The 14,405-nt window shown below is 59.7% G+C and carries 10 protein-coding genes and 4 pseudogenes; 4 read left to right on the top strand and 10 right to left on the bottom strand.

The window, feature by feature from the left end; all coding sequences use genetic code 11:
- Window positions 1-109: 109 nt before the first annotated feature.
- Both IHQ72_RS33105 and IHQ72_RS33100 read right to left on the bottom strand, forming a co-directional pair.
- Window positions 110-1,501, bottom strand: coding sequence for a M16 family metallopeptidase (locus tag IHQ72_RS33105; protein WP_258119959.1), 1,392 nt, complete (start codon window positions 1,499-1,501; stop codon window positions 110-112).
- A 4-nt stretch (window positions 1,502-1,505) separates the two neighbouring features.
- Window positions 1,506-2,812: pseudogene (locus tag IHQ72_RS33100) on the bottom strand (M16 family metallopeptidase).
- 730 nt (window positions 2,813-3,542) lie between these two features.
- Between IHQ72_RS33100 and IHQ72_RS33095 the strand changes: the two are divergent.
- Complete coding sequence (locus tag IHQ72_RS33095) at window positions 3,543-3,755, top strand: cold-shock protein (protein WP_258119957.1); 213 nt, start codon at window positions 3,543-3,545, stop codon at window positions 3,753-3,755.
- Between the two features lie 248 nt (window positions 3,756-4,003).
- Here the strand turns inward: IHQ72_RS33095 and IHQ72_RS33090 are convergent, their stop codons facing one another.
- Both IHQ72_RS33090 and IHQ72_RS33085 read right to left on the bottom strand, forming a co-directional pair.
- Window positions 4,004-4,474 carry a Ros/MucR family transcriptional regulator gene (locus IHQ72_RS33090; protein WP_258119956.1) on the bottom strand — a complete coding sequence of 157 codons (471 nt, stop codon included), beginning with the start codon at window positions 4,472-4,474 and terminating at the stop codon, window positions 4,004-4,006.
- Window positions 4,475-4,914: 440 nt separating this feature from the next.
- Window positions 4,915-5,016 (bottom strand): annotated as a pseudogene (locus tag IHQ72_RS33085) (DUF892 family protein); the annotation flags it as partial.
- Window positions 5,017-5,547: 531 nt separating this feature from the next.
- Here IHQ72_RS33085 and IHQ72_RS33080 point away from each other — a divergent pair.
- Both IHQ72_RS33080 and IHQ72_RS37275 read left to right on the top strand, forming a co-directional pair.
- Entirely contained in the window at window positions 5,548-5,952 is a 405-nt protein-coding gene (locus IHQ72_RS33080; protein WP_258124016.1) for an Hsp20 family protein, read from the top strand.
- 177 nt (window positions 5,953-6,129) lie between these two features.
- Window positions 6,130-6,282: an Hsp20/alpha crystallin family protein gene (locus IHQ72_RS37275; RefSeq protein WP_374120298.1), complete on the top strand. Its 153-nt coding sequence runs from the start codon at window positions 6,130-6,132 to the stop codon at window positions 6,280-6,282.
- A gap of 254 nt (window positions 6,283-6,536) precedes the next feature.
- On the opposite strand, the gene IHQ72_RS33065 is transcribed toward IHQ72_RS37275, so the two are convergent.
- The 6 genes and pseudogenes from IHQ72_RS33065 to IHQ72_RS33040 all read right to left on the bottom strand — a co-directional run bounded on the left by IHQ72_RS33065 (window position 6,537) and on the right by IHQ72_RS33040 (window position 10,825).
- Window positions 6,537-6,593 (bottom strand): hypothetical protein, encoded by a 57-nt coding sequence (locus IHQ72_RS33065; RefSeq protein ID WP_258124015.1) that lies wholly within the window; start codon window positions 6,591-6,593, stop codon window positions 6,537-6,539.
- A gap of 291 nt (window positions 6,594-6,884) precedes the next feature.
- Window positions 6,885-7,915: pseudogene (tdh, locus tag IHQ72_RS33060) on the bottom strand (L-threonine 3-dehydrogenase); the annotation flags it as partial.
- 75 nt (window positions 7,916-7,990) lie between these two features.
- A complete protein-coding gene (locus tag IHQ72_RS33055; protein WP_258119953.1) occupies window positions 7,991-9,004 on the bottom strand; it encodes an adenosine kinase in 1,014 nt (337 codons plus the stop codon).
- Window positions 9,005-9,105: 101 nt separating this feature from the next.
- Complete coding sequence (metK, locus tag IHQ72_RS33050) at window positions 9,106-10,281, bottom strand: methionine adenosyltransferase (RefSeq protein WP_258119952.1); 1,176 nt, start codon at window positions 10,279-10,281, stop codon at window positions 9,106-9,108.
- 51 nt (window positions 10,282-10,332) lie between these two features.
- Window positions 10,333-10,614: pseudogene (glyA, locus tag IHQ72_RS33045) on the bottom strand (serine hydroxymethyltransferase); the annotation flags it as partial.
- Window positions 10,559-10,825 (bottom strand): winged helix-turn-helix domain-containing protein, encoded by a 267-nt coding sequence (locus IHQ72_RS33040; protein WP_258124014.1) that lies wholly within the window; start codon window positions 10,823-10,825, stop codon window positions 10,559-10,561. The gene IHQ72_RS33040 and the pseudogene glyA, both read right to left, overlap by 56 nt.
- A gap of 1,360 nt (window positions 10,826-12,185) precedes the next feature.
- On the opposite strand from IHQ72_RS33040, the gene IHQ72_RS33035 reads away from it, so the two are divergent.
- A complete protein-coding gene (locus tag IHQ72_RS33035; protein WP_258119951.1) occupies window positions 12,186-13,781 on the top strand; it encodes an alpha,alpha-trehalose-phosphate synthase (UDP-forming) in 1,596 nt (531 codons plus the stop codon).
- Window positions 13,782-14,405 lie beyond the last annotated feature (624 nt).

Here is a 14,405-nt window from a genome sequence, read left to right as displayed (position 1 = left end):
GAGCAGGCAGAAATCAAGGCGTTCATTCTGCCACACCAAAGTCGGATCAGCCACACATATATCGGCGGAGTCCTTCAGCAATTATTGTAGAGCGGGGGATTATTCGCTGTCACGGGACCCCAGCTAGCCGCGGGCCAACGCCCATAATCGCGGGCTCGGCCGAAAGCAGCTTCTTCGCCGCCGCCCTGACCTGGTCGAGCGTCACCTGCTCTATGAGGGCCGGGCGGCGCTGGATGTAGTCTATGCCGAGCTTGTCGAGCTGCAATCTGACTAGCGTGGCTGAGATCGAGCTGGAGGAACCCAGATTGTCGATAGCATAGGCGCCGATCAGATACTTCTTGCTCGCTTCGAGCTCGGCCGCTGTTGGCCCTGTGTCCACCAGCTCCTTGATTACTTTTCTTATCAGGTCGAGCGTCTCAGCCGCCCTGTCGGCGCGCGTCGACGTGGCCACGACAAGCGTGTTGGAATGCTGGTGGATTTCCAAGCCGGAGGAGACGCCGTAGGCAAGGCCGCGCTTTTCGCGCACTTCCTGGAAAAGACGTGAGGTAAATGGCGAGCCCCCGAGTATGTCGTTTATCAGCTGCGCGGCATAGAATTCTGGGTCGCTGCGTCCGATGCCAGGAAAAGCCAGCTGGAGCGAAGTCTGGGGTAGGGCGTATGCGACCAACGTCCACCCGCCGAGCTTCGGGGTGACATCAGGTACCGGGGCGAGCGCCTGCTTCTGAGGCAAATCGCCGAACAGCTGGTCGAGCCTTGCACTCAGGGCTTTGGCATCTATGTCGCCTACGACCGCCACATGCAGCCCCTCGCGGGCGAAAGCGGCTCTGTGGAAGGCGCTTAGATCGGAGGGCGTTATGCGGGCCAGGCTTTTCTTGGTGCCCTCGGGCGGTCTCGAATACGGATGCGTGCCGTAGAGTCGGCGCCGCCAGGCAAGCTCGGCGATCGCGTGAGGTTCCTGCTCGTTGGCGATGATGCCGGAGAGAAGCTGGGCGCGGATGCGGTCGACTGGCTCCTGATCGAAGCGAGGCCTGTTCACCGCGAGCCCGACCAGATCGAAAGCGGCGTCCTGGCGCTTGGAAAGCAGGCGTATCGAGCCATGGATGCCGTCACGCCGCGCGTTGAAGCTCATTTCGGCGCCGGCATCGTCGAGCTGTACCTGAAAGGTGTCGCTGTCGTAATTACCGGCGCCCTCGTCGAACAATCCGGTCATCAAATTGGCAATCCCCTCCTTACCGGCGGGGTCCTGGCTGGTGCCGCCGTCGAAGACAAAGTCGAGTGTGACGATCGGCAGCGTGTGGTCTTCCACCAGCCAGGCGGTGATCCCCTTTTCAGATTTCACCTCCTGGATGTTCATCGCTGCGTGGGCGGTGAGAGCGGGCAGGATAAGGAAGAAAATAGCAAGGGGAAGGACGGCCAGCCAGGTCGTGAGGCGCGTGGTCCTCCCTCCTCCAATAGGAGAGGGCAACGCTTGTGCAATGCTGCTGCGGAGTTGGTTTGTCATCACATCAATTCTCCTTGGGCAAGAGATAGCCGGTGGTTGAATGGTCGGACGCGAGATAGCGGGCGGCAACGGCTTTGACCTGATCGGCGGTGACCTTGCGGATGCGGTCCGGCCATTCCTCGACGTCCCTGACGCTGCCGCCGGTGGCGAGCGTCGCGCCGTAGATGTTGGCCATCGAATCCTGCTTGTCGCGGGCGAAGATCATCGAGCGGACGAAACGATCCTTGGCCTTTTCCAACTCGCCTGATGTGACGCCGTCCTTGGCGATGCGGGCGACCTCGACCTCGATCGCCGCTTGGACATCGGCCAGCTTGGCGTCGCCGCGCGGCGCGCCATAGACGGTGAAATTGGTGGCATCGAGCATGGTGCCCTGGAAGAAGGCGCCGGCCTCGGCGCGATGCCTTGCTTGACGACAAGCTGCTGGTGGAGCCGGCTGCGGCTGCCGCCGCCGAGGATCTCCGCCAGCAGGTCCAGCGCTTCCGCTTCGCCCGGCTTCGCAGTGTGATAGGAGGGAACCACCCATTGCGTCGAAAAGTTCGGCACACTGACACGCGCGTCAGTGAGCGTCACCGTGCGCCTGGTGTTCTGTTCGGGTTCGACCGGACGGATGCGCGGCGGCAGGTCTGGACCACGCGCGATCTTGCCATAGGTCTTTTCGGCCAGCGCCTTGACCACCTCCGGCTCGACATCGCCGGCGACCACCAGCACGGCGTTGTTGGGCGTGTAATATTTGTTGTAGAAAGCCTTGGCGTCGGCGCGGTTCAGCTTCTCCATCTCCTGCATCCAGCCGATCACCGGAATGCGATAAGGCTGGTTCTGCCAGAGCGTCGCGTCGACCTCCTCGCCGAGCAGCGCCTGCGGGTTGCTGTCGATGCGCGAGCGGCGTTCCTCGAGGATCACGTCGCGCTCGGTGGCGATGACATTGTCGCTGAGGATGAGGTTGCGCATGCGATCGGCCTCGAAATCCATCATCTGCTCGAGCGCCTGCGGCACCACCGTCTCGTAAAAGGCGGTGTAGTCATAGGAGGTGAAAGCGTTGTTCGAACCGCCGATGGCGGAGACGGCGCGGCCGAATGCGCCGGCCGCGTGATTGGTCGTCGCCTTGAACATCAGATGCTCGAAGAAATGGGCGATGCCGGACTTGCCCGGCGGCTCATCCGCGCTGCCGATCTTGTACCACACCATATGGGTGACGATCGGCGCCCGATGATCGGGAATGACGATAATCTCCATGCCGTTGTCGAGCAGGAAATTCGTTGCCTTGATGTCATCGGTGGCCGCCAGAACCGGAGCGGTCGTCACGAAGGCCAGCGCGGTCGCAAAAAGTGTCCCGCGCAGCCAGTCCGACCGAAGGTTTGCTGATCGCTTCTGTTGTCGTGGCCGGGCGATGGGTAAGGTTTGAGGCAAAGTGAGTTGTCCCTTATGTTTAGGGTGCTGCGTGCTCGTCGCACTTAGTAGTGGGAGAGGGTGGCGCGGTGGACAGCCCCGAGCCAGATGAGCCATCATCATGTTGCGAGGCCTGACTCGAGGCTTATCTTTGGATGCGTTAGGGAAACGTTCAGTAGTATTTTGGGGTGAGGTGATCATGGCTTCTCCTCGGGCCGTGACGTGTTGCAATCACCGTGCACGAACCGTGCCAACGAAAAAGCCGTTTCGGCGATATGATTGTCGGAACTCGGCGATGTTGCGTATCCGACATTGTCAGACATCGGACACCGCCGAATGGGGAGTTCTTGCCTCATGAAGGTGGCTAGGTGACCTGCCCGGTGGTCCAACGAATATGGCTCAGCGGCGGTGGCCTTAGCGCGCGTAGCAGGTTCGTAAGCACATGTGACTCGCGACGGCAGATTGCAGAATCCGTGATAGGTCTCCAAAACTGGCGATGGACGCGGTCTCCCATGTCATGGTGCCTTTTCGAGCTGCCGTGGGTGATTGAACCGCGGCTTTTGCAATTTTCGCTTTTGCTGCCCCCAAAATCTCGGGTATGAACCGGACTGGCTTATGGCCTGCCCACATTGAATGGTTACGAAGGAATACGATTATGGCGACCGGAACGGTAAAGTGGTTCAACAGCACGAAGGGATTTGGATTTATCCAGCCCGACAATGGCGGCCAGGATGTTTTCGTCCACATTTCCGCGGTGGAACGCGCGGGACTCTCGACCCTCACTGAGGGCCAGAAGATCAACTATGAGATCGAACAGGACCGCCGCACTGGCAAGTCCTCTGCCAGCAACCTCAGCAAAGCTGGCTGAATTTCTCCTGCGCCCGGGCAAGAGCGGAATGACGCGGCACGTGCCGGATGCGCTGACGGCCGCTCGATAAGAGCGGGCGAGAACATGGATCGACAGGAAGGCTGGGGCAGCAGACGCTGCGAGCGGTCGCGAAATCCTTGTGAAACCAAGTTGTAAGAAAGCAAGGCGGGGTTGGTCCCCCGCCTTTTCAAGTTCTGCACAGGCGATGCCGTCAGCTGCGCTCCAGAACGAAATCTAGAATAGATGATTCAAGCTGCGACCTTCTTGCGGGTCCGCTTTACAGCAGCCGGCGCTGACGTTTCCGGCTCTTTAGGTCTGCGGCCGAGCCCCATAGTCTTGGCCAATGCCGAGCGTGTAGCAGCATAATTCGGTGCGACCATAGGATAATCCGCGGGCAGTCCCCATTTGGCGCGATATTCGTCCGGCGTCATACCATGGTGGGTCGACAGATGGCGCCTTAGTGATTTGAATTTCTTCCCGTCCTCAAGGGAGATGATGTAGTCCGGGGTCACCGACTTCCTGATCGGGACAGCAGGCTTCAAAGCCTGCGGCTCCTTTTGGGAGACATCTCCTACCCTGCCTTCCAGTGCCGCGTGCACTTGGCTGATCAGTCCAGGGAGGTCCGCCACCGGGACCGGATTGTTGGAGACATAGGCTGAGACGACATCGGCGGTAAGCTGGATGAGGTTGTCGATGTTTTTGTAGGCTTCTTCTGTCATGAAACTCTCCGGGCGGATTTGAACCATAGTCGGCGAAGCGTCGCTTCTAGTGGCGGTTTCCGCTTAAGGCAACCAATGTCTCGACATGATTATTTCGATGGTCGTCCAGCATCGAGGTCTATCGAGTCGTATCACGCGGTCGCGAACGCTGATCTGCCTGGTAATGGCTGTCCTGCAACTGGTTGCAGATTGACTTTCAGTTCCGATCTCGTCCATTTGAATTCGGAACAGGAGGAGCCGAAGACGCACAAAGCTTAACTTCGATACCATGAGCCGTGCATTCGACGCGCCAGAAAACCTTCGGCCGCATGAAACACGTTGGCGTTGCTGTGGGATTGTGGGGACGAGCCGTGGAACCTTGAGCGAACAATTGCGTGGCGCGGGCCTACCGATTGGAATCCGCTGTCGGAGCGGTGGCACCCAAATTACGGGCTCTGCCGCTCGGGACGCTCGATTTGGCCGCTCAAAATGGTCTCCGCCTGTTCTTCCATCGCGTGAGCGTCGCGAAGCCATTGCACCAAACGTTCCTTGGGCTCTGTCATGTCTGTCTCCGTTGGTCAGCATAGTTTCACCGCCATCGCAACGCCGCCACAGAGCGTTCGTTCCGATCGTCGGAAGCTTTGTCCCCAACCGGCAACAAAGACTCAACAACCGGCGTGTCTTGCGCGAGCTAATTGAACGGCTACTACTCACCCGCATCTGAGGCCACCGACAGGCCAAGGGCAGTAGCTGCCTCCATAATAGCTTCGATTAGCTCGCCGTTGGACGCGACCAGATCAGGCGCAGTGTGCCGAATATGGTTTAATGTCGCTTTGATCGAAACGCTGTCGCCACGGTCCGCCCTGTTGAGGATTGCGGCGATTGCGCGCTCTTCAATTGGACCAACCCTTTGCACACTCGTCAGAGTCTCCGACCAGCTCTTGGGGCATTCGACAAGAGATGCCGATGGAGCAAACTTTCACTCCAACCAACTGTTCTATCCGGAAACAAAAAACCCGCCGCACAGGAGAGCGACGAACCTCGATTTTACACCCCTGTTCCGGTCAAGCGTCGGCTTCGACCGCATTTTCAACATGCTCGAGAATGCGAGCCGCGTCAGCACCATCGACAACTGGCCGCCTTACGACATCGCCAAAGTTGGTGAGGACGACTACCGCATCACCATGGTGGTGGCCGGGTTCTCGCAGGATGAGCTGACGATCACTCACCAGCCTAATATGCTGGTTGTGAGCGGATCGAAGAACGGTGAAGACAATGGCGAGTATCTCTACCGCGGCATTGCCGGTCGCGCGTTTGAGCGTCGGTTCGAACTGGCCGACCATGTCAAGGTAGCCGGCGCCAGCCTCGAGAATGGGCTGCTCACCGTCGAACTCAAGCGCGAGATTCCTGAAGAGATGAAACCGCGCCGGATCGCTATAGGCGGCAGCGCGGCAAAGGCGAAGCCGCAGCAAATCGAAGGCGAAAAAAACGCGGCTTGATGCAAGCGCATATCTGAAAAGGCAAGGCACCGGCGGTCGTCGGTGCCTTCCAGAAGCATGTCTGCTGAACATGGAGGTAAACCATGAATGTGATCTCATTCCCTGGGGCCGCAACGGCAGTCAGGCCCCGAGCGTCTATCGGGGCGGCGACCAGAACTTCATCGCGAGGTGAACAGGTTGTTCGACGACGAGCTTCGCGTCATCGCCGAGGTCCCCGGCATGGAAGAGAAGGACATCGAAGTCCTGCTCGATGACGACGTGCTGACCCCGCGTGGCGAAAACGGTCGGATACCGAACTCGACCTGCTCGTCGCCTTTGTTAATTCGCTGATCGGAAAGCTACCGGAGATAACCTATCCCATATTGCCGGCCGAGACGGCGGCAACACCTCGACCTCAATCGCAGATCTTGGGCAAATAGGTGATCGCGTCGATGACCTCGGCGAATTCCGAATAGCACACTGCGTTTGAATTTGGGTCGCATCCTGTACACGCCCTTCAGGTGAGCCGGAAGCGTCCGACAGCCAAGCCGATCGGCGGACTTGCGCAGCGGAGCCGTCACTAATCGCGGCCTGGTCGATCCGGATCATCCTGCGCCGGCTCTTTCAAGGTCCGGCACTTCATCGCCGACGGCCAGCGCGATCTGGCGGCAGGCTTCGGAGCGGGGTAGGTCATCGCGTACAAAAGATCAGGAAAGAATAGTCGCTGGGCCTGTGAGCGTTTCTTGGACCGGCTTTTCTGTCGTCCACTGGCGAATTCCCATCAGCGCCGTCATCGGATTGGGCCGCGATACGTTGCCGAATTTGATTGGGGCCGCACGAAGCGCTAGCCATAGCTCTGCCCAGCCGCGCTTCCCCTCGTCGGGAGATGCCCGGAAGGCCACAGGGGTGCTGTTCCTCCAACGTTTCAGGAAACGGCACCCAGCCAACACCTCCCAGCCCATCACTACCTTGCCGGAATTGCCGCTCTTCATCGCCTCGAAGCCGGAAATATAGTCGTCCACGCCGATGCGGTGCGTGATCAACCCACTGACATCGAGCGGGCCCTGCACCAGCGCGATCATCTTGTACCAGGTCTCGAACATTTCGCGGCCGTAAATGCCCTTGAGATGCAGCATCTTGAAGATGACCTTGTTCCAGCGATCTCGAAGCCGGTCGGCGCGATGCCCAAAATGGCGATCTTGCCGCCATTGTTCATGGTGTCGATCATGTCGCGGAAGGCGGGTGCCGCACCCGACATTTCGAGGCCGACGTCAAAACCTTCGGTCATGCCGAGCGCCGGCATGATATCGCGCAGCTTTTCCTTCGACGCGTCGACCACATGCTGGACGCCGAGTTTTTTCGCCAGCGCCAGCCGCACCGGGTTGATGTCGGTGATGACCACCTTTCGCGCGCCGACGCACTGCGCCACCAGCGCACCCATGATGCCGATCGGCCCGGCGCCGGTGACCAGCACGTCCTCGCCGACCAGATCAAAGGACAGTGCGGTGTGGACCGCATTGCCCAGGGGATCGAAGATTGCGGCGATCTCGTCGGGCACATCGTCGGGGATCGGCACGACGTTGTGCTGCGGGATCGCCAGATATTCACCGAAGGCGCCTGGCCGGTTGACGCCGACGCCGAGCGTGTTGCGGCACAGATGCCCCCTGCCCGCCCGGCAATTGCGGCAATGGCCGCAGACGATGTGGCCTTCGCCCGAAACACGCTGGCCGATCTTGTATTCGGTGACCGCCGCGCCGAAGTCGGCGACTGTGCCGACGAATTCGTGGCCGGTCACCATCGGCACCGGCACGGTCTTCTGCGCCCACTGGTCCCAATTGTAGATGTGGACGTCGGTACCGCAGATCGCGGTCTTCTTGATCTTGATCAGAACGTCGTTCGGGCCCATTTCCGGCACCGGCACTTCTTCCATCCAGATGCCCGGCTCGGCCTTGGCCTTGACCAGCGCCTTCATCATGTTCGACATCAGAGCCTCCCTATATCCGTGAGTAATTGCCTTCTCGCGCTCCCTTGCGTGCCCTGCACAACGGGAAGTCAGCTACTAGTCTTTTGAGTACCCGGAATGGATCAACCCTGCCTGTTCAGCCTCGTGGCGTAAATTCTGCCGCGGCCTTGGGCCGATCTGCTGGATCACCAGCCCGGCCGCCAGCGAGCCGAGATCGCCGCAATGCTTCAGGCTGCGGCCTTGTGTGTAGCCGTAGAGGAAACCGGCGGCATAGAGGTCGCCGGCGCCGGTGGTGTCGACCAGCTCGCGGATTTTGGTCGCATTGATGGTGACGGTCTCGTCGCCGCGCACGATCACCGAGCCCTTTTCGGAGCGGGTGACGGCGGCGATCTTGCAATCCTTGCGGATCTGGGCCAGCGCCTCGTCGAAGGAGGCGGTCTGGTACAGCGACTTGATCTCGTGGCTGTTGGCAAAGACGATATCGACGGTGCCCGAGCGCATCAGCTCCAGAAACTCCTCGCGGTAGCGGTCGACGCAGAACGAATCCGACAATGTCATCGACACTTCGCGCCCGGCTGCGTGGGCGAGCTTCGCCGTCTGCCGGAACGCTTCCTTGGCGCGCGGCGGGTCCCACAGATAGCCCTCGAAATAGGTGACGGCGGCGCCCGACGCCTTGTCCGCCTCGACATCCTCCGGACCGAGCTCGACGCAAGCGCCGAGATAGGTGTTCATCGAGCGCTCGCCGTCCGGCGTGACGAAGATCATCGAGCGCGCCGTCGGCGGTTCGCCATTGAGCGGCCTGGTGTCGAAGGCCACGCCCTGGGCGTGCATGTCATGGGCGTAGATTTCGCCGAGCGCGTCATTCGAGACCTTGCCGAAGAAGGCGGCGCGGCCGCCGAAGCTGGCGACACCCGCCGCCGTGTTGCCGGCGCTGCCGCCGGAGGCTTCGATGGCCGGGCCCATGCGGCTGTAGAGCAGCTCGGCGCGCCTCGTGTCGATCAGGTTCATCGCGCCCTTGATGATGCCGTTCGTCTCAAGGAATGCCTCGTCGCACTGGGCAATGATGTCGACAATGGCATTGCCGATACAAAGCACGTCATAGTTCGGCATCAATCATGTCTCCGCGAAAAACCACCGGCTTTCTGGCATGCCGGCCGCGGGCGGTTTTTTTGGCGAAGGCTGCCGTATGCCGCTGACCCAACATCCGCGCATCACGCAGCTGCCGGTCCTGCCTCACGCAGCAGGTCGTTTGCTCTGTCCGTCCTTTCCCAGGTGAACTCCGGCTCTTCGCGGCCGAAGTGTCCGTATGTCGCGGTCTTGCGGTATATTGGGCGTAGGAGATCAAGCATTTTGATGATGCCTTTTGGTCGGAGATCGAAAAGATCAAGAACAGCGCGCTCGATCCTTTTTTCGTCGATCTTTGCGGTTCCGAAGGTATTGACCAGGATAGACACCGGCGCGGCCACACCGATCGCGTAGGCAAGCTGAACCTCGCAGACCTCCGCAAGGCCGCTGGAAACGACATTTTTTGCGACGTACCGCGCCGCATAGGCGGCCGAGCGATCAACCTTGGACGGGTCCTTGCCCGAAAAGGCGCCGCCACCGTGACGCCCCATCCCACCGTAGGAATCAACGATGATCTTGCGACCGGTGAGCCCGCAGTCGCCGCGCGGCCCACCGACCACGAACCGGCCTGTTGGATTGACCAGGAATCTTATCCCCGTCGTATCGAAGTCGGGGGGCAAGACTGGCCTTATGATCTCCTCAATCACGCCTTCGCGGACCGTGGCTTGTGAGACCTCCTCGTCATGCTGCGTTGACAGGACTATGGTATCAAGTGCCACGGGGCGCTGACCTTCATAGCGGACGGATACTTGAGACTTCACATCCGGGCGCAGCCAGCTAAGCCGCCCCGTTTTCCGCACCTCTGCCTGTCTTTTTGTCAAATCGTGAGCGAGTTGGATTGGCAGCGGCATCAAGGTTTCGGTCTCATTGCATGCGTACCCGAACATGAGGCCTTGATCGCCCGCTCCCTGCTCGAGATCCTGCCCTCGTCCCTCGTCAACGCCCTGGCTGATGTCCGGCGACTGCTCGGTTAGGGCCAGGACCACGGCGCAACGCCGACCGTCAAAGCCGATGGCGTCGTCGTCATATCCAATGTCCAAAATGGTGTCTCGGGCAACTTGGCTGTAATCGATCTGCGCATGGCTGGTGATCTCGCCAGCCAGAACGACGATCCCTGCCTTCACCAACGCTTCACAGGCGACACGAGCCTCAGGATCCTTACAAAGGATCGCATCGAGGACGGCATCTGAGATATTGTCGGCCATCTTGTCGGGATGTCCCGCGCCGACGGATTCGGAAGAGAACACGAATTGCCTGGTCATAAAATGCCCTCGTTTAATTTGGAGTTGGGTGTGACACTTGCATTGGCCGTCTTACCTCTCGGGGATGCCAGGCACATCGAACGCAGCGCAGAAGTCGGCGACTTCTCTCCGCACGCAGGCATGGACACCCGGATCATCGGGCTGGCGGCAAACCAGGTCGATGAAAGCGGCAATCTGCATCATTTCCGTCTCGCGCATGCCCATGGACGTCACCGCTGGTGTACCTAGGCGGATGCCGCTTGTGAGCGCCGGATGCCGCCGGTCGCCCGGCACCATATTAAAATTCGCAATGATACCTGCTTGCGATAAGCGCTCGGCATAGGCTTTGCCTGACTTCGAGGCGGTACGAGGACTGCGGACGTTGTTCGTTGCCGAGAAGAAAGCCGGCTCTGGCGAGCTGACGGACATGTCCCATAACGTGGCCGCGGGGCAGAGCCAGAACTTCTGCCAGTTCGCAGACGGTTAGGTCCGCATTCGCGCAAAGTCCCAGGATCCGAAGCCGATCAAGATGAGCCGCCGCCCTTAGGCTCCTGACCAGTTTCATCATCGGTTGGGTGGTCGTCCTATTGATTCCGTCCATTTGGCGTCCTCCAGGACTTTCAGAGGCAATTTTCTTGTCCGCTCGACCGCTTGGTTTTTGGCTCGGTACACGGCGCCACGGTCTCGACCCACTGGGGTCAGATGAAAGGATAACCATTCCCAGCGGATTGGAGTGCTAAGAGTCCGCGATTTTCTTTGAAGGATCTGTTGCAAGCCGGCCATCGGCTAAGATGGGCGGCTGGTCCGATGAGGATATAATACAGGCCCACCATTGACCCCACGCTTGCGATCGTCTCAGCATTCAGGAGTTCTGGTCGACTTTCGAGGAGCATCTCGTTGCCCCAGAACGCAGTATGCCTGTGAGGACCTGGGTCCGACGCGACAGGGGCGATGGTGCCACGGCGTTTTGCCTGAGCAGCCAAGTGTGGCGTTGATCCGCGTCGCTCAGGTAGCTAAGGCAACCGGCAAGATGATCGCGCCACTCAGTGGCTGCCAGTGTGAGTCCTTCCTGAGGATCTGGTCGATTTCGCGCGAGTCGAGCCGCACCTGCTGGTCACGGTGGTGTGTGTCGCCCGTCGATCTGCGGAATCAATTGCGAGTGTTCCCTATCTTCCACCCGACCGCAGTGATCGGTCAGTCCCACAGCCAAGGTTCGCGTTTTCGTGGCCGAACTGAAGAGCTCTGGCCAAAGCCAGCTGCACTGCGCCGTTTCCGAAACGTCTAGTCACTTTTGCGAAGTGCGTGTTGGAATTGGTGAATCAGTGACACATTATCGCCACCGTTTAGCCGCGGCGTTGTCCCAATCTTCCACGAGATAGCCGGCGTTGCCCTGAGACGGTTCGATCCGGCACCGGCTCAAACCAGCCCCCCCGCTCAAGGGTCAGTGCCGGATCGAACCACCCTGCATCTCTTCTGAAAGAAATCAGGTGCGACGCCTGACAAGCAAATGGCGGCATCAGAAGCGAGCTGATCCGCTTCATTGATAGATACATGTTCCCCCAAATTGCACAGCGTGCCAAAGACCTGCATACCAACAATGATTTGATGTGGGCGTCGGCCGTCAGGCGAAAACGCATCTCGGGCCAGCATCAGGCGAGGGCAGGGACCTGGACTGCGACGCCAGCTCGCAATGGGGCGAGCCGCTCACGCTGATGCTCAAACAGCGCCGCTCGCGATACAGCCCGTCGGAGCGATCAGCGTTTCAAGCACCGTTTGCCTGCCGGGCAAGGAGGCTGCCCCTAAAGACAACCCTTTACACGCCAGCAACGTGGCCGTGACTGTCTCTTCGGCTCGTCAGCTTCTCGACAGCTGAGACCTCCTAAGATGAGCAATCGATAGTTGGTTGCGATCGGAGGTTGAGGCGGATGGATATCAATATCGCTGGCCGTGAGAGAGCCGCAGGTTACCCCGGAACGTCATTCGCCACTCAGCAAGCAACCCAGCAAGCAGACTTTGATCAGCACCTGCGCGAGGCAGCACAGCAGGGATCACTTGTAGGTTCAGCCACTCCTGAGCTGGAGCATCACCTCGGCACGGCAGCCCGGCAGCCAAAACTTGTCGTCATCTCAAACCGCGTTGCGACATTCGGCCCGCTTCAACCGAAGACGGGCGGGCTTGCTGCGGCCCTCGAGCCTGTGGTGGAACGCTCTGGCGCGGTCTGGATGGGCTCCTCGGGCAAGTTAGGCGACGGCAGCGAGCCCTTGGACATCGGGCAGCACGGCGAGGGCCAAGTGGCGAAGCTCGATCTGCCGCGCGAGCACTATTCAGGGTACTACGAAGGTTTCGCGAATTCGATATTGTGGCCGGCGTTGCACTCGCTGCCTGACCGGATGGCCGCCTCCGCAAATCACTATAAAAGCTACCAGGAGATCAACAAGTTCGTGGCGGGAGCCGCATTCCAGTTCAGGGATCGGGATGCAATCTGGGTCCATGATTATCACTTTCTACCACTTGGAGCTGGTCTGCAAAATCTCGGCGTCGACAAGCCGATCGGCTTTTTCCTGCATACACCATGGCCAGCACCCGACATGATCGAGCAGGTGCCCAACCATGGTGAGCTCATGCAATCGATGCTCGCCTACGATCTGCTCGGCTTCCAGACCAACTGGGACCTGAACAACTTCCGCGCCTGCCTCCGTACCCATCTAGGGCTGGAAATCGAGCACGGTGTAGTGATCTCGGCGCGCGGGCACACGCGTTGCCAGACATTTCCGATCGGTATCGATCCCAAACAGTTCGCACGGAATGCTTCGGAGTCGCTTGCGAAACCGGATCCCTATATCTCCTCGTTGCAGAAGAAACTCAACGGCGCGAAGCTTGCAATCGGGGTCGACCGGCTCGACTACACCAAAGGTATTGACGAACGGATTAAAGCCTTCGATCAGGTCTTGGCAGCCGAGCCGCGCAGCATAGTGCTGCTGCAGATCGCCAACCCCTCGCGAACCGAAATCGAAGCGTATAAAATTTATAAGCGCGACGTTGAGAGCCTGGTAGAACGTGTCAATGACAAGCATGGCACGAACGAGTGGAGGCCCGTCCTCTATGAGAATAGTCCTTTCACCCAGGCTCAATTGGCAGGTCTTTACCGCGCTGCTCGGGTTGGCGTGGTGACGCCACTGCGTGACGGCATGAATCTGGTAGCGAAAGAATATGTCGCGGCGCAAGATCCGAACGATCCCGGCGTTTTGGTCCTATCGAAGTTTGCAGGCGCGGCCGAAGACTTTGATCAAAATGAAGCGCTGCTGGTGGATCCGACCCGCCCTGACGAGATCGCTGCCGCAATTTCCAAAGCGGCCAATATGCCGCGCGAAGAGCGCGTCCAACGCTGGCGGGCGATGATGGATAAACTTGAAGCATATACCATCCACGATTGGTCGGCGCACTTCGTTCAGGAGCTGGACAAAAGCCGGGTCACGGTGCGGGCGACCTGTTCTGACCTCGGCTCTGGTTGGATCAATTAGGCATGGGCCGTCTAACGCGGCCGCAATGTACGCCGCGCCGCAGCCCCATTGGTGAAGCTGACGAAACTAATCAGTTGGTAGCCGTACAGCAAAGACATCGGAAGGGATTTGCGGACCGTTCGTTCGGCCGGATGCACCTAGCCGGTGCAGGTTCCAGTGGCAGCCCATCTTCGGCGTAACGGCGAGCAACAGTGCCTGTGAAGGCGGTGTGCGACCAAGCCGCTCCTAGCTCAGCAAATTTCAGAGCAACGCACCAAGTTTTGGGTGAAAGCCCTGAGGCATTGGGCTGAGCGACATCAGCCCTCAACATCATGACAGCCTATTGCCGACCTGGAGATTGAATATGACGGGCCGTGGCCGAACTGGGAGATCGCGCATTGGCAATGCTGGAGCCGGATTGAGCAGTTCACGCTGGGAATCAGGTGGCATCCGTGGGGAGCCCACCGGATGCGTTCTGTGCCTCGACAGAACGACGTCATCCGTTCCCAATGCACGCTGTTCGGACGATCCCCTTGGCGACAGCTCTTCGCTGGCCCGGCTGCTACACCCCGGATCCTGGATACTGCGCTACGTGCAACCTCGGCGCCAGGCTCAGGTACTGAGCGGCGGCGCCGTTTTCGCTCA

The sequence above is a fragment of the Mesorhizobium onobrychidis genome, from assembly GCF_024707545.1.
Taxonomy (GTDB): Bacteria; Pseudomonadota; Alphaproteobacteria; order Rhizobiales; family Rhizobiaceae; genus Mesorhizobium; species Mesorhizobium onobrychidis.
Note: the sequence above shows the minus strand (reverse complement) of the source record. Positions and strands in the feature narration are given on the sequence as shown.